The organism is Dyadobacter subterraneus, from assembly GCF_015221875.1.
Classification (GTDB): Bacteria; Bacteroidota; Bacteroidia; order Cytophagales; family Spirosomataceae; genus Dyadobacter; species Dyadobacter subterraneus.
Genome location: NZ_JACYGY010000001.1, coordinates 545,697 through 565,957, shown reverse-complemented (window position 1 = coordinate 565,957; position 20,261 = coordinate 545,697). Strand labels below are relative to the sequence as shown.

The 20,261-nt window shown below is 40.3% G+C and carries 13 protein-coding genes; 7 read left to right on the top strand and 6 right to left on the bottom strand.

The window, feature by feature from the left end:
* The first annotated feature begins 229 nt into the window (after positions 1–229).
* The 3 genes from IEE83_RS02445 to IEE83_RS02435 all read left to right on the top strand — a co-directional run bounded on the left by IEE83_RS02445 (position 230) and on the right by IEE83_RS02435 (position 2,511).
* The gene (locus IEE83_RS02445; RefSeq protein WP_194119041.1) at positions 230–1,102 is read left to right on the top strand and encodes an alpha/beta hydrolase; all 873 of its coding nucleotides are present in this window, start codon (positions 230–232) and stop codon (positions 1,100–1,102) included.
* 99 nt (positions 1,103–1,201) lie between these two features.
* Entirely contained in the window at positions 1,202–1,942 is a 741-nt protein-coding gene (locus IEE83_RS02440) for a class I SAM-dependent methyltransferase (RefSeq protein WP_194119040.1), read from the top strand.
* Positions 1,943–2,061: 119 nt separating this feature from the next.
* On the top strand, positions 2,062–2,511 hold the full coding sequence (locus tag IEE83_RS02435; protein ID WP_194119039.1) for a YMGG-like glycine zipper-containing protein: 450 nt from the start codon (positions 2,062–2,064) through the stop codon (positions 2,509–2,511).
* 205 nt (positions 2,512–2,716) lie between these two features.
* Here the strand turns inward: IEE83_RS02435 and IEE83_RS02430 are convergent, their stop codons facing one another.
* Both IEE83_RS02430 and IEE83_RS02425 read right to left on the bottom strand, forming a co-directional pair.
* A complete protein-coding gene (locus IEE83_RS02430) occupies positions 2,717–3,865 on the bottom strand; it encodes an FAD-dependent oxidoreductase (RefSeq protein WP_194119038.1) in 1,149 nt (382 codons plus the stop codon).
* A gap of 165 nt (positions 3,866–4,030) precedes the next feature.
* Positions 4,031–6,355 (bottom strand): GH92 family glycosyl hydrolase, encoded by a 2,325-nt coding sequence (locus IEE83_RS02425; protein ID WP_194119037.1) that lies wholly within the window; start codon positions 6,353–6,355, stop codon positions 4,031–4,033.
* A 133-nt stretch (positions 6,356–6,488) separates the two neighbouring features.
* Here IEE83_RS02425 and IEE83_RS02420 point away from each other — a divergent pair, with 133 nt between their 5' ends.
* Both IEE83_RS02420 and IEE83_RS02415 read left to right on the top strand, forming a co-directional pair.
* Positions 6,489–7,331 (top strand): MBL fold metallo-hydrolase, encoded by an 843-nt coding sequence (locus IEE83_RS02420; RefSeq protein ID WP_194119036.1) that lies wholly within the window; start codon positions 6,489–6,491, stop codon positions 7,329–7,331.
* 62 nt (positions 7,332–7,393) lie between these two features.
* A complete protein-coding gene (locus IEE83_RS02415) occupies positions 7,394–8,173 on the top strand; it encodes a patatin-like phospholipase family protein (RefSeq protein WP_194119035.1) in 780 nt (259 codons plus the stop codon).
* A gap of 22 nt (positions 8,174–8,195) precedes the next feature.
* Here the strand turns inward: IEE83_RS02415 and IEE83_RS02410 are convergent, their stop codons facing one another.
* From IEE83_RS02410 to IEE83_RS02395, 4 genes are all read right to left on the bottom strand, one after another.
* Positions 8,196–9,551, bottom strand: coding sequence for a vanadium-dependent haloperoxidase (locus tag IEE83_RS02410; protein ID WP_194119034.1), 1,356 nt, complete (start codon positions 9,549–9,551; stop codon positions 8,196–8,198).
* Entirely contained in the window at positions 9,548–12,943 is a 3,396-nt protein-coding gene (locus IEE83_RS02405) for a VCBS repeat-containing protein (protein ID WP_194119033.1), read from the bottom strand. The genes IEE83_RS02410 and IEE83_RS02405 overlap by 4 nt, the downstream gene beginning before the upstream one ends.
* Before the next feature lie 135 nt (positions 12,944–13,078).
* A complete protein-coding gene (locus IEE83_RS02400; RefSeq protein ID WP_194119032.1) occupies positions 13,079–14,965 on the bottom strand; it encodes a RagB/SusD family nutrient uptake outer membrane protein in 1,887 nt (628 codons plus the stop codon).
* 13 nt (positions 14,966–14,978) lie between these two features.
* Positions 14,979–18,230, bottom strand: coding sequence for a SusC/RagA family TonB-linked outer membrane protein (locus IEE83_RS02395; protein WP_194119031.1), 3,252 nt, complete (start codon positions 18,228–18,230; stop codon positions 14,979–14,981).
* A gap of 182 nt (positions 18,231–18,412) precedes the next feature.
* Here IEE83_RS02395 and IEE83_RS02390 point away from each other — a divergent pair, with 182 nt between their 5' ends.
* Together IEE83_RS02390 and IEE83_RS02385 are read left to right on the top strand one after the other, a co-directional pair.
* Complete coding sequence (locus IEE83_RS02390; RefSeq protein WP_194119030.1) at positions 18,413–18,640, top strand: hypothetical protein; 228 nt, start codon at positions 18,413–18,415, stop codon at positions 18,638–18,640.
* Between the two features lie 208 nt (positions 18,641–18,848).
* Complete coding sequence (locus IEE83_RS02385) at positions 18,849–20,207, top strand: vanadium-dependent haloperoxidase (RefSeq protein WP_194119029.1); 1,359 nt, start codon at positions 18,849–18,851, stop codon at positions 20,205–20,207.
* Positions 20,208–20,261 lie beyond the last annotated feature (54 nt).

Below are 20,261 nucleotides of genomic sequence, written 5' to 3'. Positions count from 1 at the left end.
TCACTCTATTTTATCTTTTCTTTTGAATATTAATTCTGGAATTCAGCCTATTAATATTAACATAATCGGCTCGATGAATAATCCCTGATTAACTTGACCAAACTATTCCGCTCAACAATGAATCTGTAATTCTAGCCAAATGACATGCCCTTGGGTAGTAAAACAAAGAAAATGACTTTTGATATTGACTTCGAGTAAATTATTCCCGACCAATTCCTTCAAAATCCAAATGAAAAAACTGCTTCTCCTTCTAATATTATTCATTTCCCTTACATCCTTCGCTCAACAAGGCGTGATCAAGGAAAGCCTGAAAGTCAAAAGTAAACTGATGGGCAAGGATATTAAGTATAGCATCTATCTGCCGGCAGACTATGACAAAACAAACCGCAGCTATCCTGTATTGTATCTGCTGCACGGTTATTCTGATGATGAAACAGGATGGACGCAATTTGGCGCAGCGCAGGAAATTGCTGACAAAACAATAAATAGCGGCGATGCACCGGCCATGATCATCGTAATGCCGGATGCACAGGTAACCTGGTATATGAATACTTTTGACGGAAAAGGCAGATATGAAGATTTCTTTACGGAAGAATTTATCCCATACATTGATGCCAATTACCATACAAGACCAAAAAAAGAATTCAGAACAATAGCCGGACTTTCGATGGGTGGTTTTGGAACATTACTGCTGGCTACCAAACATCCCGAATTATTTTCCTCCGCTTCTGCCCTAAGTGCCGCCGTCAGAACTGATGAAGATATGATTGCAATGCCGGATGAAAGATGGGAAAGCAGATATGCCACTATTTACGGTCTAAATCTGAAAGGCAAGGCAAGATTGACTGACTTTTACTATAAAAATTCTGTCCTGAAAATCTTTGAAACTGAAAGTCTGGAAAAATTAAAAACAGTACGTTATTACATCGATTGCGGTGATGACGATGCGTTGGTAAAAGGCAACATGATTTTGCATGCCCAATTGATGGAAAAGGGAATTCCTCATGAATTTCGGGTACGTGATGGTGCACATACATGGACTTACTGGCGAACGGCATTACCGGAAGTTTTGAAATTTACCGGACAAAGTTTTCGACGTTGAAATTTAAAGACAGGCGCAGAACGGCTTGATATTTGTAGAAAGAGGCAGAATATCGCATTCCGCTTAAAGGTTTAGCATACCGAAATAAACTGATTTTACATGAAGGATAATTTCTCAAACCATTCGAAACAATATTCAGTTTTTCGTCCCACATATCCGGACGAAGCGATTGAATTTATTATAGATCTGGTAGCTGATAAGGCAAATGCCTGGGATTGCGGCACTGGAAATGGTCAATTGGCCGCTAAACTTTCACCCTATTTCCAACATATTTACGCAACCGATATCAGTGAAAACCAGATTGCAAATGCTGTTAAAAAAGACAATATTACCTATGAAGTTGTAAGTGCTGAAAATGTAAATTTTGAGGAGAATCTCTTTGATCTTATCACTGTTGCTCAGGCAATTCACTGGTTTGATTTTTATAAATTTTATGAAAAAGTTTACAAGACTTTAAAGCCTGATGGTTTAATTGCAGTCATTGGTTATAATTTGATGACGATCGATGAAGAATCCGACAAGATTATTCGTCATTTTTATTCTGATATTTTAGGTGACAAATATTGGGACAAAGAGCGAAAGTATCTTGACGAACAATATCAGACGATCCCCTTCCCGTTTCAGGAAATCCAGACTCCTTCATTTTCTCAAAAAGTAAAATGGAATCTGGATGAATTGATCGGTTATTTAAATACCTGGTCGGCTGTTCAGCATTTTATCAAGGCAAACGGAACAAATCCGGTAGATGATGTCAGAAAGGAATTTGAAAAAATTTGGGGCAAAGAGAAACAAAAGGAGGTAACATTTCCAACACTTTTGAGAATCGGACAACTAAAATAGGAGAAAAGCAATAAGAATCTTTTCAGATTACAATTTTGAACCTATTTTTTATACTTTTCCAGGTTGGCATGATTTTAGGGGTTGCTATACGTATCAACGATAAACCTAAAATCGAAGTTATGAAAACGATCCTATCAATAGTATTTTGCGCCGTTATCTTATCGGCTTGCAATAGCAGTTCGAATAACGATGCCGCATTAAGAGAAAAACAAAGAACAGTAGATTCCATGCAGGCTGTAATAACAAAACAGGCTGTTATTGATTCTATGCGAAATGTAGCTGCCGAAAAAGAAGAAAAAAATAAAATTGAGGAGGAGAATAGACAGGCAGTTGCCAACAGCAATGTAGTTCAGCAAGCTCCACAGGCTACTCCGAAAAAGAAAAAGTGGAATAATGCTGCAAAAGGTGCAGCCATTGGTGCAGGAACAGGTGCCATTGCAGGTGCTATCATTGGTAAACATGACCGTGCAAAAGGTGCGCTGGTTGGAAGTTTAGTTGGTGGTGGTGTCGGAGTTGGAACAGGACTTGTTGCTGACGGTGTTAAAAAGAAGAAAAATAAAGGGAATTAAGAGTTTATTGAATTTCGATTCAATGTATATATATTTAGAATTGAACGGCTTCCTGACTTTTTGTTGGGAGGCCGTTTTATTTTAAACTTCTTCACGTAAATACCGTTAATTCCACATAATCCCACGTAATCCCGACGTAAACCCACGTAAACCCAGGGCGATGCCCCGGGCTAAAATATGACGCCTTTTCAGGGCTGGGTTTGTTTTAACCGCGCATTTCTTCCATTAATTTTTGGAGGATGCCTACGGTTTTTTCGGTTTGTTCTCTGCTAGGTGTGGTATCCCAATTGCCTACGATTCCGTTGCCGCCAATATAAATTCCGTCTTTGCGGGAAATAAAACTCGCACCCTGTGTGTAAAGTTTGTAATTGGCTTCGCTTTGCGGAATCAGACAGGAAAGTTGCCCGGATATTGGTGTTAATTCCTGATCGTTAAAAACCGGTTTTGCTCCCAATCCCATGCAGTTCACAACAACGCGTTCAGGTAACGCATCAATATCTTCCAGTTTTTTTATTTCCTGAATTTTTACTTTCCCGCCAAAAATCAGAAAATCATTTAGATGATGCCGCAGGTAGGACGGAATATTAAACATTAAATTAGATCTTCTGGAAACGAAATTTGCTTTGAACGGATGTTCTTTTGATGTTAATCTCACCCTTTCTGGTAGCAGACCATGTATTTCAAACTCTTCTCCTCCAGCGCCAGGCGCATAGACCGGCTCTTTGTCAAAAACGCTATATTCCTCTGCCCAGCAGGCAATGTCATCCATCCCTAAAAGAAACTGAAAACGACGGAATGAAAATCGGGTTGCATCTTCCCAGATTGTTTTAAATTCAGGTTTCGCAACATTTACATCACAAACTCTGGAAGCCGGCGACCAGGTTCCAGTAGCCAGATTGCTTGTAATATTGGGCGGGACATCTTTTGTGTAAATCGTTACCTCACAACCACTTTCCTGCAACAAACGTGCTGTTGCAATACCAACCGCTCCACAGCCAAGCAACGCAACTTTTTTCTCGTTCGTCGCCAAAACCAATTTTCTGGCAATATTTCCAGTGCCCCAGGAAAGTGACCAGCCACTTCCACCATGTCCGTAATTGTGAACAATCGTTTTGTTTCCCAATTGTTCTGTCTCAATACGCGGACCTGATGCACGGAAAGGTCTTAAACCTACCGTTTCTTTTACAATCCGGTCCATTGACAAACGGAGCTTGGGAATCTGGTGATAACCTTTACTGATGTGATAATGTTTATCCGGATATTGAATTTGTGGTTTTGGTGCACAGGAAGCCGCAACAGCGCCCAAAGCTAAACTAGCCGGAACTGCTTTTTGAAAAAAATTTCTACGATTCATTTGAAAGGGAGTAATGGACGTATTCAAACGAAAATTAACGAACGCATTACTCGATTACAAATTTAATATTGCATTAAACTATTTAATCAAAATTATATTCCTGTAATAAATAAATCGATGCAATTTTAAATAAGCATTATACAAAATTATCATTTTCCGTATTGCCTAATCTTTTGATAAGGAAGGCGGCGCATCCGAAGCTGAATTACCCCAGTTCTCATTTGGCTTAACACCCATTTCCAAGACAAGATCACCGCCCTTTGTTAAATCGTCATGTGACAAATAAGTTTTAGTGTATGGTTTCCCGTTTAGTTTTGCCGACTGAATATAAATGGCTTGATCCGACACACCATTTGCCTTGATCTTAAATTTCTTACCATGTGAAAATTCCAGAGAAGTTTCTTCAAAAACAGGTGTTCCCAAAACATAAAAAGGTGTTCCGGGTGTAACAGGATACAATCCGGCCATACTAAAAACCAGCCAAGCCGACATTTGTCCGCCATCTTCATTTCCACTTAATCCGCCAGGAGTTATATCATATTCTTCCCGGATAATATTTCTTACCCATTTCTGTGTTTTCCATGGTTGTCGTGCATAAGCATACAGGTATGAAATCTGGTGATTAGGCTCATTTCCGTGCCAGTAATATCCCTTTTCAAATAATGTGTCCAGCTTATCTACAAACGATTTTTCTCCGCCAACTGCTTTTTTCAACCCCGCAATATCCTGTGGAACAAACCAGGTATACTGCGCCGGCGAACCTTCGGTAATAAAACTGGATCGTTTTGAAAACGGATCAAAATTCTTGATCCAGCTTCCGTCCGCGTAGCGTCCACGGGCATAACCTGTCACAGGATCGATCACATTCTGATAGTTAAAAGCGCGCTTTCGAAGCAAAGCCGCATCTTCCGAATGACCCAATTCTTCTGCCAGAATAAAAAGACAAAAATCATCATAAGCATATTCCAGGGTTCTGGAAACCTGTTCGCGTTTGTGAAAAGCCTGCCATACACTATCTTCCAATGGGACATAATTGTATTTCAGATACGATGTTAGTGCTCTCCGGCCCTTTCCGGCTTCATAACTTTTCGGATCCGAATTTGTATCAAATGCATTTTTCCTCAACAATTTATAACCTGATTCAACATCGAAATTCCTGACATTTTTCACATAAGCATCGGCCATGACAGACATAACATGATCACCGATCATGGCTGCGGTATAGCTGTTCCAGATAGGAAAAATCGGCATCCAGCCCCCCTGTTCACCTTTTTTCACCAATGATTGCATCATGTCTCCCGATTTTTTTGGTTCCAAAAGTGCAAGCAAAGGCATGGAGCCTCGAAATGTATCCCACATACTGTAATCACAGTAATAATCAAATCCGTCCGCTTTTTGCAAAGGTGTTCCGCCTGCAAAAGATGGATATTGTCCGTCAACATCCGAATACAATCTGGGAGAGAGTTTTGTTCTGTAAAGTGCGCTGTAAAAAAGTATTTTATCTTTTTCACTTCCTTTCACCTTCATTTTTCCCAAAGCAGTACTCCATTCATTTTCCGTTGACCGGCGTATGGCGTCAAAACTTTTACCCAACTGCTCTTTTTTCAAATTATTCCGGGCACCTTCAAGACTTGTGAAAGAAGTCCCGATCTGAACGATTACTGATTTTTGATTTGTTCCAAAACCGACATAAGCTCCCAACTTTTCACGCTTCCCTTTTCCCATTTTTGTTCTACCCATCGGGGAAATCAGATCATCTTCCCAAACACCGTATTGTGTAAAAGGTGTATCAAATTTCAAAACAAAATAACCGCTGAATCCGGCCGACTGACCGGCCCCCTGATAAATTTTATGAACCGGATTATAACCTACAACTTCGCCTCGTTCAGGGAAAATTTCAACAAAACCTTCTCCTTCATCGCTATTAGGCTCAATGACGATGAAGTTATCTTTTCCTTCTCCATATGAAAAACGAAGCATTGCGGTTCGGGAGAGGGAAGTAACCTCAGCGGTGATGTTATAATCATCCAGCTTGACACTATAATAAGCCGGTGTTGCAATTTCTGTTTCATGACGAAAACCAGAAGCCCGTTTTTCCGGATTCACAATAAGCTCTCCTGAAATGGGCATCACGGTTAGCGTTCCGTAATCCTGCACACAGGAACCATTCAGCCAATGCGTACCACGGAAACCCTGAAAATGTGTATCTGCATAATAATAAGGCGCAATACATTTTGTTTCCGTTGATTTTGTCTGCGGCGTCCACTGCGTCATTCCGTGTGGCGTTCCAACCGCCGGCATCGTTTGTCCTTTTAATTCACTCCCGGCCTCACTGTGTTTTGCAGCACTTTCCGTGGCTGCCGGAGCCGTACCGATGCGTGTTTCAACATATTGAACAGGTAACTTTTGCGCATAGGAATTTTGAAAGATTAGTAAAAATCCCAAACAGATACATGCCGACAATTTGCGCAAACAAGAATTAAAAAACATAAAAAAGGTGAGTGTTGAAAATTGAATGATGCTTTGAGCAATCAAGTCGAAAGTTGGATTACTAACTTCTCTATTAATAACTAACTTTACAGCCAAAGCTACTGCTAAGACGATTAAATATATTTCTGCCCTTATGAATTTACATGTTATAGATACTGGTTATTTCAAGCTTGATGGCGGTGCCATGTTTGGCGTGGTTCCCAAAACGTTGTGGAACCGGCACAATCCGGCAGATGAGAAAAATCTTTGCAACTGGGCTATGCGGTGTTTATTGATTGAAGACGGCAATAAATTAATCCTGGTTGATACCGGCCTTGGAGATAAACAAGACGAAAAATTTTTCGGATTTTATGATCTAAACGGAGATGCTACTTTAATAGATTCTATAAAAAAAGCAGGTTTTTCAACCGAAGATGTTACGGACGTTGTACTAACTCACTTACATTTTGACCACGTCGGCGGTGCTGTTAAATACAGTGCGGATAAATCGCTTTTGATACCCACTTTTCCCAAAGCCACTTACTGGTCAAACGAAGCACACTGGCAATGGGCAACGAACCCAAACCCGAGAGAAAAAGCGTCGTTTTTGAAGGAAAATATTTTACCCATTAAAGAATCCGGACAATTAAAATATATCGAAAAAGGGAATTCACCTTTCTCAAATATAGACTTCATTCACGTTGACGGGCATACTGAACAAATGATGCTGCCTTTTATTACATACAAAGATCAAAAGATCATTTACGCAGCAGATTTAATCCCGTCATCCTACCATTTACCGTTACCATGGGTTATGAGTTATGACGTCAGACCGTTAATCACAATGGTTGAAAAAGAAACAATACTTCAAAAAGCAGCAGACGAAAAGTGTATTCTTCTCTTTGAACACGATCCAACTTACGAAGCAGCGATAGTTGAGCAAACAGAAAAGGGAATCAAAATTTTGGAACGAGGGGATTTGAGGAATTTTCTTTAGAACAAAAAAATAACTCCCCTAACTCCGCGCAAAACGTCTTTCACTCTGCGTTTAAACAAAAAATGAAAAAGATTGCATTAGTTTTATCAGGCGGCGGAGCCCGTGGAATATCTCATATTGGAGCGATTAAGGCACTGGAAGAACGTGGCTTAAAACCGGATATCATCAGTGGAACAAGCGCCGGTTCTTTCATTGGTGCGTTGATTGCTTACGGATATACCGCTGACGAAATTTTTGACATTATCCTTAAAACCCGGTTCAGTTCTTACTTGCGGTTCGGATTCAGTTTTGGCGGATTACTAAAAATTGACAGGGTTGAAGAAATAATCAAAAAATATATCCCTGAAAATACCTTTGAAGCTCTAAAAATTCCTCTTGTCGTGACGGCAACAGATCTTCATGCGGGACAGGAAGTTACCTTCAGAAGCGGAAATCTGGGAAAAGTAATTTTGGCTTCATGCTGTCTGCCAGGTGTTTTTAAACCTTACAATCTGGATGGAAGGGAATTGATTGACGGTGCCATTTTCAATAATTTACCGGTAGCTCCAATCGAAAAAGAAGCCGATTACATCATAGGAATTCACTGTAACCCGCTTCTTTTTGACAAGCCATTTTCACATATGCATCAAATCGCAGTGCGAAGTATCAGAATGGCCATGCGTCATAAAGCCAAAGCAAGTCTGGATCGTTGCGATCTTCTTATTGAAGCACCTGAACTTGGTACTTTTAATACTTTTGATTTTACAAAAGCACGGAAGTTGTATGATATCGGATATAGATATACAAAAGCGCTGCTGACTGAAAAGGAAATTGACTTTAACCGATTAGATGTCAGGGATTAGCTTTTAGCCAGTCCGAAAATACTTATCGGCTTACCACTTTCTTATCGGTTATGACCAAATTTTGATTGACAGCCGACAGCTTTCCAACCACCCAATTTCCAACTTTTCCGCCCTGGATCCAGCCATTTTCAACGGCGTCCATAAAATGAATTCCGCCGTAAAATCTGGATAATCCGGATTCTTTTGCAGCATCATTAAATGATTTGAATTTTCTTGCTTTCAATCCGAAACGTTCTTCTACGGTATCGGTATAAGCAAAATTATCGCCCAAATAATGTGTTAAGATAACAGCAGCGGCAGAAGAAACTACCGAGTGACCACTCAGATATTCCGGAAATGGCGGGGTTTGTAAAAACGGTTTCCAGTTTGGATCAATATATTTGCGGATCACAGTTTCCGGACGAATCCGGTTGCTTCTATACTTTTCGTCCCAACATGCCATAAATGCATCCATCAGTCCAACGGCTACGGAAGTGGTAATCAAAAGTGTTTTGGGGAAATCTGTTTTGGCTTGTTTACATGCAATATCCGTAATACCAATCCAATGAGCGCCGGGAGAAATTTTCTTCATTCCAACCAATAAATGCCCTTTATTTTCCAAAGCAAAAGGATTGCAATCCCAGAAGGCCGCGGTAACTTTTGCATCACCTTCCTGTTTTACATTATAATTGGCAAGCATCAGTTTAAAGAAATCAGAATTCTTGTCTTCTGAAAAAGGAGTTGGCGGAGCAGGACGAAATTGCGATGAAGTATCCAGCGTAAACGGACGAACAGTCTTGAAATACGGCTCAACCGGTGGAAAATATCCGGGAGGCGTTGGATACCAATTCCCCTTTCCTTCCATGGGCGCATAACGTGGAAAATTGCTGATACGATTATATCTGTCCGCTTTCGCATACTTCAAGATCTGTTTGCTGATTCCCAATCCATATTCTTTTGAACCCGCAATTATTTCCTCACTAAAACCCAATGTTTTACATGAATCCAATAAATGATCCTGAAATTTTTGAAGCATCAAACCACCTGATGGCTGCATCTTCTTTGCCGTTTCCAACATCGCCATCACGGCACTCAGCTGGTAAGAATACTTTGTTACGCCTTCCGGTTTTTTAATCTCTGGAAAGCCATTCAAAACGCCGTGCATTGTTTTATATGATGAATCATTTTGAGCCACAACTTCATAACCGGCCAGACAAGCGTAAGAATAAAAACGTGCTCCAAGGGGCGGATTGGTAACATCATGCACCATAACGTCGGTCATTTGACTGGTAACCTGGCCAATGATGGAGCCATTCAATTCTGGTAATTTTTCATCTATTTTATTACACCCTGTCAAAAAACCAATCAACAAGAGTGGAAGGAGGAACTGAATTTTCATTTCTTAACAAATTTGTATGCCTTTATTTCCTGCTGATTGATTCCGAACAACAATGTATTTCCAATAGGAAGCACACTTCGCACATCGCCCTTCAATGCAAAACCAGATTTACTTTGTGGTATATATTGGAAATTTCCATTATCATCACCTTTTAATAAAATCCCGTAATTGGCATCATATTTTCCAAAGCGCAAACGGGCCCGACTGCTATTGCCGCATAACAATAAATCCTTTTTACCATCCTGATCAAAATCCACCGCAGTAATGGTATAAACTGGTGAAGACTGCACTTCCAATGGCAATGATTTTTCCTTCAATTTCCCTGATCCATTACTTTCAAAATATGCCGTTTTTAAAAAGTTGGAAGTCAAATGTGATGCATCTTTCAATTCTTCCGGCGTGAAAATGTCAGTAACCGTTGCGTCTGCATAAGTTTTATAATCCTGGAAACGCGTCCGCATAATACTCATCTGATCCAGCATTTCATCACGCGTTACATATGGATAACTTTTCCCCTGGATATAAAATGACATGATCGGATCCATCGAACCGTTGTCGTCAAAATCTTTGTAAACCATTTCCACAGGCTCTGCATCACTGGCTTTACATTGTGTATTTAAACCGATATTACCGACTACAAAATCAGGTTTCCCGTCACCATTTATATCGTCAACCAGGATTTTGTTCCACCAGCCGCTGTATGTTTTTTCAAAATAATCAGTTGTTTTATTGTTCAGTTTCCCGACATTATTAACCAGAACAGTTATCGGCATCCACTCTCCAACCAAAACAAGATCCGGCTTTTTATCCCCATTCATATCCGTCCAGGCTGCATCCGTAACCATACCGATTCTTTCCAGTTCGGGAGCGATTTTCGTAGTCTGATCCGTAAACTGACCTTTACCATTATTGATCAGAATATAACTTCTCGGCGCTTCCGGATATCTGCCCGGAATAACTCTTCCACCTACAAAAAGATCCTGTTTCCCATCACCATTAAAATCAGCCACTCTGACACAACTTTTACTGAAAAGCATTTGCGGCAAGGCGTCTGTTTTCTTTGTGAAATTCCCCTTTCCGTCATTGATATAAAGTCTGTCTTGAAGCAAAACGTCCTCCGGCATGAAGTTGGCATAACCACCGCTCGTTACATACAAATCAAGAAATCCGTCGCCATTTGCATCAAAAAATGCAGCATCAGTATCTTCACTTTGTTTATCCGTTTCAAAAGCAGCCACTGGTTTGGATACAAAAGCCCCGCTTTTTTGTTGAAGAAATAATTTACCTGCTTCACCATATCCACCTCCTATGTATACGTCTTCCAGCTTATCACCATTTACATCTCCTTTTGTCAGACTTGGATTGGAAAACGACATGGCATTCACCATAAGCGGCTGGCGTTTGAAATCGTTGATCTTGTTAACCGGATTTTTGTAGGCAATAGGCGAAGAAACGGCATTGAAAATCGGAGTTTCGGACTTTGGAATTACGGTTTTACCTTTGGCATTTTTCTCAGATAAAGTAAGTAACTGATCCGCTTTTGGATTGATCAGTTTTTCCTGTTTTCCACTTAGCCAAGTAATTTTTAAAGAATCAATCGCAGCTGAATTTCCAAGTCCAAAATGCAAAACCGGCGACACGCTTGACTGGTATCCACGCGTTGGCATTTGTTCCAGATATTGCTGTTGTCCTTTTTGGTAAATGGTAACTTTTGCACCAGTGCCCAGCGTGTTTTTTTCTTCACCAGCCAGTTTTAGTTTCAGGTAGTGATTTTTCAATTGTTTGCTGCCTTCATTCTGATAAATAAAAGCGGGAAGATTGATATTGTTTACCACCAGATCCAGATCTCCGTCATTATCCAAATCTGCATAAGCTGCTCCTCCGCTGTTTGAAACCTGACCTAGCCCCCAGTTGGTTGCTACATTTCTGAATGTTAAATCTTTATTATTTTGAAATAAATAATTGGTCATGTTGGACGACGGCATCTTGTAAACCAATTCCAGAATATCTTCACGGCGCACCTGACCTTCTTTTCTCTTCAAATGGTCTCCCATGAATTTTACAAAATCCATGTTCGTAAAATCACGCAGGTTTCCGTTTGTGATGAAAAGATCTTTCCAGCCATCATTATCATAATCTGCAAAAAGCGGCGCCCAGCTCCAATCTGTGTTGGAAACACCAGACAATTGTCCGATTTCCGAAAACATTGGGGTTACAGATTTTCCGGCAGAAGAACCAGTTATTCCCTCATTCAGTTGCAGCATATTCCGCATATACTGATGATGAAAACCCATTTTTACGTTGAAATCAAACAATTCATAATTGTCAAGACCAACAAGAAGTTTTTGTCTGCGGTTATCTTCCGGCAACATATCCAGTGTGAAAATATCCGGAAAACCGTCATTATTAAAATCCGCAATTTCATTTCCCATGGAAGAATGGGAAGTATGCCCAATGCCTGATTCGATGACATCTGTAAATGTTCCGTTTTTGTTATTGATATATAAAAAATCAGGAACAGAATAATCATTGGAAACATACATATCAAGCCAGCCATCCATGTTTACGTCAGAAATACCAATTCCTAATCCATAACTGAGTGCAGAACTTTGAATACCGGCTTTTATAGTGACATCTTCAAATACAGGTTCTTGTCCTGTTTTCATATTATTCCGATACAATCTGGCACCTGCGGAAGGATCTTCTTTTTTTAGAATTTGTGCCGTTGAAGATTCATCTAAAATTGGTAGCGCTTTGGGATTATGATTTAACAAAAACATGTCGAGATCACCGTCCCGGTCATAATCAAAAAATGCGGCTTGTGTGCTAGTGCTTGAATTTGCCAATCCGTACTGTTCCGCTTTTTCTTCAAATTGCGGAATACCTGAAGCATTTGGCCCTTTATTAATAAATAACTGATTTTTCAATTTGTCAGGAGAAACCGTTCCGGAGTAACAAACGTAAATATCCAGTAAACCATCGCCATTTACATCGGCCATCGTAACGCCGGTTTTCCATGGGCTTTCACGTCCGGCTACATTTGCCGCTGCTGTAATATCTTCAAACTGCATGTTCCCTTTATTAAGGTACAATTTGTTTGAAACCATATTTCCGGTAAAATAAATATCATCCAGCCCGTCGCCGTTCACATCGCCAACGGCTACTCCGCCACCATTGTAAAAATATTCATACATCAGCACGTTGGTATTCAAACCTTCGGTTAATGTATTTTGAAAATCAACTTTTGTTTTTTCGGCAGGCAGTAAGGTAAAAAGAGGAGTTCCGGAAACTTCGGCTTTATTCTCTGATGATTTTTCTGATTTATTACATCCAATCAGAATGAAAATAACGAAAAGGAAGGCGGCCGGTAGAAAGCCAATTTTTAGTTTCATGATAGAAACAGAAAATAGATGATGTTATAGAAAAAAGAAACTATGCCTGCATGAAGCAGACATAGTTTCCAGTAAAATTAAACAGTATGATAAATTAAATTATACTGATTCATTATTTAATATCAAGTCCTTTGATTATTTATCGTAACCAGGATTTTGAACTAACAATTTGTTACGGTTACTTTCATCACGGCCAAACGGACGGAAGTACATTTTATCCAGCCACTGACGGTTCTCATGCTGCGTATCTTCAACTGGTGAATATGTATAATTATATACTGATTCATCATGTTTGTAAGGTTCAGTCATTGTTTTACCCGCTTTAAATTTACCGAGTACGTTTATGAAAGTAAGTTTTCTTCCCAATGTTGAAGGTGCGATCATCCAACGTCTGGCATCATAGTAACGCTGCTCTTCGTAAGCCATCTCGATTCTTTTTTCCAAACGGTAAGCCGCAGTAAGGTCAGCCCCGCTTGCTTTGACTGCCGGCATACCCGCACGGAAGCGGATTCTGTTCAGCCATAATAAAGCATCTGCTTCATTACCTGTTTCGATTGAAGCTTCAATAAAGTTGAAAACAGCCTCAGTGTAACGGAAGAATGGCCATGGTATGTTCTGACGATCTGTATTATCTACTAAATTTGGATTCGGGTCAATGAATTTACGCATGTAATAACCTGTACGGCTACCATTCCAGTCTTCGATAGAACTACTGCGGGTATCCAATCCTTTTCTGTTAAATACAGCACCTTTGCTATCCGCAAGATCATAAGTACCAGTCTGAATCTGGTTTGCAGGGTCAACGTTACCAGAAATTTTATCACGAGGTTTCCAGGGGGCACCGTCATACATAATACTTGCATAGAAACGTGGATCACGGTTTACATAAGGATTAGCCGCTTGTACCGGGTTAGTCCAGTGAAAAGTAGTACCATCCATCATTTGGTAATCATCTACTAACAAACCGATTGGTGTATTTCCCGCCCAGTTGTGGTATCCGTTAGGACCGTTGTTCAAACCTGTCTGACGTGCACCTTCACTTTTTCCAGGAGTAAACTGACGTGCAAGTATCAAATCAACTGCCGCCGAAGCATCCAGTGTTTTATCTGCACTTCCACCACCCATAGCAAGTGAAATGTAGTTCAATCTTCCTTCTTCTGCTGAAACCGGCGCTGTAAGGTTTAATTTATAACCAGTACCAGCGTCAACTACTGCTTTTGCAGCAGCAAGGGCAGCCGCCCAACGTGCTTTACGATCACCGCTAACATAACCTAAAAACTCAGGGTTTGAGTAACCGGCAATTACTGTTGATTTTGCTTTTGCCGTAGGAATATCATGCAAATCGCTCGCCGCATTAAGAAGAACGCGGGATTTCAAAGCTAATGCAGCCAATTTGGTCGCACGTCCGGATTGCAATGTTTTTCCATCCAGATAAACAGCTGCGCTGTCAGCATCTTTCACGATAAATTTAACGCACTCATCATAAGTATTTCTTGCCACCGTGTAGTCCTCACCAAGACCATAAACTTTTGTGACTAGCGGAACAGCACCGTAAACGCGCAAAAGCTGGTTATAGTAATATGCACGTAAGAAATGTGTTTCTCCTTTTAGGCGATCCTTCAATGTCTGGTCACTAAAAGATGTACTCGAATAAAGGTTTTGAAGAGCAATGTTACAGGCGCGGATACGTGTATACATTGGGCTCCATCTGTAAGTATCATCTTCCCATCCAAGGTTAGAAGGGCTTAAACTACCTTCATTAATTGTATTGATGTTTCTTCCTGTATGCGTAAATACAGCTTCATCAGTCAGGGATGCCAGCATTTGTTCTGAGAAACCACCTTGCTGTAAACCGTTGTATATTTCGGTAACAAATGCTTCAGACAATGCACCATCTTTCCAGACAAGATCCGCACTGATTTCAGTTAACGGAGTTGTGTCGAGGAAATCTGTATCACAAGATACCAGACCAGCGGTACCCAGTAAGCCAAAAAGTAAAATATTCTTGTAATTGAATTTCATAATTTAATATTCGTTAGAATGATACGCGAACACCCATGTTAATAATTTTGGACTGAGGATAGTACTGTCCATTGCCGCTGGTAGATTCCGGATCCCAGATCTTGATCTTGTCCCAAGTAAGCAGGTTCAAGGCATTAGCATACACGCGGAACGTACCTACACCTATTTTTTTACCAATTTCAGTTGGAAGATTCCAGCCGATTTCAATGTTTTTCAAACGCAGGTAGTTATTGCTTTTCAGGAAATATGTGTTTGCACCTGCATTGTCTGTGTTTGTGTAGTAAGTATTGTTACGGTTAGCCAAACGAGGATCAGTTTCACTTGGGTGATCGATTGTCCAACGATGGTCGTAAGCATATTTCAGGTAGTTACCAATATCACCTGATTCTGTTTGTCCGATATACTGAAGACCACCTGTTGCTCCCTGAAATAAGATAGCAAGGTCAAACGCTTTGTAACCCAGGTTAATAGTAGCACCACCAGTGAAAGTAGGACGCTGAGTTTTATTCTGACGCACTTTATCATCTGCACTGATCTTACCATCGCCGTTAACATCCTTGAACTTCATATCACCAGGGCGAATAGATCCTGTAATAGGGCTGTAATCAAGTTTGTTTGCATCGATAGCGGCCTGATCTTTGAAAACGCCGTCATACTGGTAAGCAAGGAATGCCTGATATTGTCTTCCGGTAGTTGTCTGGTATGAAGGGATACCAGGAGTTTCATCCCAGAATGTAATTTTGTTTTTAGCATATCCACCATTTACTCCGAAAGCATAAGTGAAGTTACCAACATTTCCATCGTAGTTCACTTTAAATTCCCATCCTCTGTTTTTCATTTTACCCAGGTTCACAGGAGGAAGTTTTCCATCGATACCGGCAGATGACGGTGTAGAACCTGTTTGCTGAATAAGGATTTTAGAACGAACATTATAGAAGTAGTCAAATTCAAAGCTAACCTTTCCTTTCAACAAGGAACCTTCCAAACCAATGTTTGAGTTGTTTGCAACCTCCCAGGTAAAGTTGTTGTTTGCTACACGTGCTTCATACAATGATTTAACTACGTTGTTGTCCAGAATGTAAGAGTTGAAAGACATGGTCGACAAATACTGATATTCAGCCAATGTAGAACTGTTTGGCAAATAGGCTTCTGCTCCCATTTGTCCCCATGAACCTCTAAGTTTTACGTTATCAAGGAATTTGATATTGTTTTTCCAGAAATCTTCTTCTGACATTCTCCAACCGGCAGAAACCCCTGGGAAGAACCCGAAACGTCCGCTTTTTGGGAAGATGTAAGAACCATCCACACGCCACAGGAATTCAGCAAGATATTTTTCTTTATAGTTGTATCCTGCACGTCCGAAATAACTCAAACGAGCACGCTGATAGAGATCCGTATTGTTGTAAGTTGTTCCGTTTACGGTTACCGATCCTGAGTTACCAATATTTTGTTCAAGGTTACCACCCGCATAAAGCTGATCAGCCACCGGAGAAATAAAGTAACGACGGTAAGCAAAGAAACCATCTGCATCCACTTTCTCATGTTGTACACCAGCCATGATGTTGAATGCGTGTGCTCCAAACGTTTTGTCATAATTAACCTGACCTGTCAAAAGCACTGACAATTCCTGAGAGGAAGTTTCTGTCAAACGAGGATCGTTGAAAGTAGAACGAATAGAACCTGTCAACAAAGGAGAAACTCCGTCTGCTTCGTAAGATTTCTTATCCCAATAGTAAAGTGTCCAAGGTTTCTGGAATGATTTCTGACGACCGAATTTCTTATCAATCGCAGCAGAACCTGTCACTTTTAAACCTGTAACACCAGGAATAAGTACTTCAACCGATCCGTTTGTTTGTACGTAATCTCTTTTATCACGGTTATAACCTGTCTGGTTTGTTGTGATAATAGCAGGGTTCTGACCGTTTTCTATATCAGGACCTGGCAAGCCATTAGGCCATAGAGCAATTTCGGTTGGTTTTCCACGCATCAACATACGGAAGATATCACCAGCACCACCGCCATTCGGGAAGAAACGATATTCTTCACGTGCAGCAATACCTAATGTAGCCGACACATATTTGTTGATTTTTGCGTCAAGATTTAAACGAAGGTTATATTGCTTATAACCAGTCGCAGAGTGTTTGTAAATACCATCCTGGTTGATATAACCCAAAGAAGCAAGATATTTAACGTTTTCACTACCACCAATCAGCTGTAAGTTATGACGTTGCTGAGGAGACCATGGTTTGATAACATCCTTATACCAGTCTGTATTCGGATGAATCAAAGGGTCAGATCCGTCTTTAAATTTCTGAATATCAGTTGGTGTAAAAACAGCATTAACTACATCGCCTTTTACAGTTTTGTAACTTCCGTTGGTATTGAAACCTGTAAGTGCGCTATTCCATTCAGCTGTTGGAACGTTGTCATAAATCTGCAATTCGTTACGAATAGTAGCGTACTCACCTGCATCCGACATTTTCGGTGTACGCGTAGGACGTGCTAGACCGAAATTGTAATCGTATGAAAGCTGTGGTTTACCAGATTTTCCACGTTTCGTTGTAATCAGGATAACCCCGTTACCCGCACGTGATCCATAAATCGCTGCCGCAGCATCTTTAAGTACAGAAATACTCTCAATATCAGCAGGGTTGATACGATCCAAACCACCACTACGGTTAGGAACACCATCCACTACGATAAGGGCATCACTGTTACCCAATGAGTTAGTACCACGGATACGGATGGCAGAACCATCATAACCAGGTTCACCACTCGACTGAACTGCCGATACACCAGGAAGACGTCCGCCTAGTGTATTGGAAAGGTTTGCCGAAGGTGCTTTTTCAAGTTCTGTACCTTTAACAGCTGTAACAGAACCAGTTAAAGTAGCCTTTTTAGCCGTACCATAACCAACGACCACAACTTCGTTAAGAGATTTAACGTCTGTTACCAGCGTAACATCCAGAGAAGATTTGTTGTTAAGGGCAATTTCTTGTGTCAGGTAACCAATAAAAGAAAAAACAAGCGTAGCATTTCCTCCCGGAACACTCACAGTGTAATTACCCTCAATATCGGTAACAGATCCTGCCGTGGTTCCTTTCACCACAACACTTACACCCGGCAATCCCTGGCCTAGATCATCTTTTACTTTACCTTTTACAGTGGACTGAGCAAAGGCTCCAAGTGCCACACCAAAGGCAAGAAAGAGAGAAAGAATATATCGTCCCTTGAAACGACATCTACTTTGAGTATTAATTCCCATAGATTAATTGATAAAATAATAATTAGTTGGTAAAATCTTAAGACTTGTATCCTTTAACGGACGCGCCAATGCGAAGAATCATCGCGGAAACCTAGTGTCGAAAACACACAATTCGTAGTAAAAAAAAAGTAAATTTTTAGCATTCAGTAAGGGTTAAATGTGACAAAAAAAATAATTTCATAATGTTAAAAATAGCAGCTTGTGATAACAATGAATTACAAAACTCTTTATCTACATTAATATATCAAATAAGTCCACGAATCTTCATTTTACTCATTTGGATGTACAAAAAGATATTAAATTTATCACAAAAAAAAGCACTCTTTATTTATGAATATGTATTCTTTGAAAATAACAATAATAATGACCCTAAATTGTTAAAATTATTAAAAAATGGAAGCGGAGGATAAAGACTTTTAAACTCATTTTTTCCCTGAGTCATGAAGCATTATTCTTAATACTGTTCTTAAAAATCAATTAATGAAAAATAGATAATTTCCGCTTTTAATATTGATTTTCGTATTAAAAATAATTTCCAGGCTATTGACTTTTCTTGATTATCTTCGTGAATTCCTCCGGTATTTTTGTTACCAGATCATTCGTAATTTTTATTGTACAATGAAATTTCCAAGCATCAGCATACTGGTTTTAGTTACCATCTTTACCTACTCCTGCAAAAAATCTTCTCCCCCCGAAGAATACAATGCAAAAGCATCTGACCCGAAAATTTTCCACGCAACCACTACACAGCTGACGGATGTAATCATCCACGATATTTTCAAACCGCCTGTGGCAAGCAGGATTTATAGTTATTCATTTCTGGCAGCTTACGAAGCGCTTGTTCCCGGATATCCGGAATTTCAGTCACTGGCGGGACAGATCAATAAATTCACTGCATCGCCAAAACCTGAGCCAGGAGCTGCCTATTGTTTTCCGCTTGCAAGTATTAAAGCCTTTACGGTTGTTGGCCGCACGCTCACATTTTCCGGCAATTTGTGGGATGATTACGAAAAGGGCCTTTTTCAAAAATATGAAGAAATGGGCATCCCGGAAGATGTCTACAAACGGTCCATCGCATATGGTGATACGGTTGCCAAACACGTTCTGGCTCATGCATCAAAAGATCATTACAAGGAGATACGTGGATTTCGCTATACTGTAACCAATGAGCCTGGCACCTGGGTACCGACTCCCCCTGCCTATGCCGATGCATGTGAACCTATGTGGAATACCGTGAGAACTTTTGCGCTGGATTCGGTGACACAATTTCGCTGCCCACCACCAGCTAAATATGACCTTAACAAGAACAGCCCCTTCATGAAGCTGGCGATGGAGGTTTATAATATAGGAAAAAACCTTACCGAAGAACAAAAAGCGACAGCCTATTTTTGGGATGACAATGCCTTTGTAACCAATGTGGTTGGGCATGCCATGTTTGCCAATAAAAAAATGACTCCCGCAGGACACTGGCTTGCAATTATCAAAAACGTTACGTCAGAAAAAAAATTAAATCTGATGCAGGTTAATGAAGCATATACTTTGGGAGCACTGTCTCTTTTTGACGCTTTTGTTTCGTGTTGGGATGAAAAATACCGGAGCGTACGTATACGTCCGGAAACTGTTATTAACAACAACTGGGACCCTAACTGGCGTCCGTTTTTGGAAACGCCTGCTTTCCCTGAATATGTAAGCGGACATAGTACCATTTCTGCGGCTTGCGGGACAGTTCTAACCAAATTAATTGGAGATAATGTTGCGTTTACAGATACAACGGAGAAGAAATACGGTCACGGCGTAAAGTCTTTCAAATCTTTTAAAGATGCTTATGTGGACGCTTCAATCAGCCGTGTTTATGGTGGGATTCATTACCGTGATGGTGTGGAAGAAGGGACGAATTTGGGAGAGAAAATTGGCCAGAATGTTCTGAACCGGGTGATTACGAGGAAGTCGGGGAAAGTTGTTGCGGCGGCTAAGTAAGAAATCGGATCTAAATAAAATGGCATTGATTGAATAGTATGGCTTTCTTTAGAC

Excerpts from the sequence above, each read along its gene's own strand:
- IEE83_RS02400 (WP_194119032.1), bottom strand. The coding sequence starts at position 14,965 with ATGAAATTCAATTACAAGAATATTTTACTTTTTGGCTTACTGGGTACC.
- IEE83_RS02420 (WP_194119036.1), top strand. The coding sequence starts at position 6,489 with ATGAATTTACATGTTATAGATACTGGTTATTTCAAGCTTGATGGCGGT.
- IEE83_RS02430 (WP_194119038.1), bottom strand. The coding sequence starts at position 3,865 with ATGAATCGTAGAAATTTTTTTCAAAAAGCAGTTCCGGCTAGTTTAGCT.
- IEE83_RS02440 (WP_194119040.1), top strand. The coding sequence starts at position 1,202 with ATGAAGGATAATTTCTCAAACCATTCGAAACAATATTCAGTTTTTCGT.
- IEE83_RS02445 (WP_194119041.1), top strand. The coding sequence starts at position 230 with ATGAAAAAACTGCTTCTCCTTCTAATATTATTCATTTCCCTTACATCC.
- IEE83_RS02425 (WP_194119037.1), bottom strand. The coding sequence starts at position 6,355 with ATGTTTTTTAATTCTTGTTTGCGCAAATTGTCGGCATGTATCTGTTTG.
- IEE83_RS02405 (WP_194119033.1), bottom strand. The coding sequence starts at position 12,943 with ATGAAACTAAAAATTGGCTTTCTACCGGCCGCCTTCCTTTTCGTTATT.
- IEE83_RS02390 (WP_194119030.1), top strand. The coding sequence starts at position 18,413 with ATGTTAAAAATAGCAGCTTGTGATAACAATGAATTACAAAACTCTTTA.
- IEE83_RS02385 (WP_194119029.1), top strand. The coding sequence starts at position 18,849 with ATGAAATTTCCAAGCATCAGCATACTGGTTTTAGTTACCATCTTTACC.
- IEE83_RS02395 (WP_194119031.1), bottom strand. The coding sequence starts at position 18,230 with ATGGGAATTAATACTCAAAGTAGATGTCGTTTCAAGGGACGATATATT.
- IEE83_RS02415 (WP_194119035.1), top strand. The coding sequence starts at position 7,394 with ATGAAAAAGATTGCATTAGTTTTATCAGGCGGCGGAGCCCGTGGAATA.
- IEE83_RS02435 (WP_194119039.1), top strand. The coding sequence starts at position 2,062 with ATGAAAACGATCCTATCAATAGTATTTTGCGCCGTTATCTTATCGGCT.
- IEE83_RS02410 (WP_194119034.1), bottom strand. The coding sequence starts at position 9,551 with ATGAAAATTCAGTTCCTCCTTCCACTCTTGTTGATTGGTTTTTTGACA.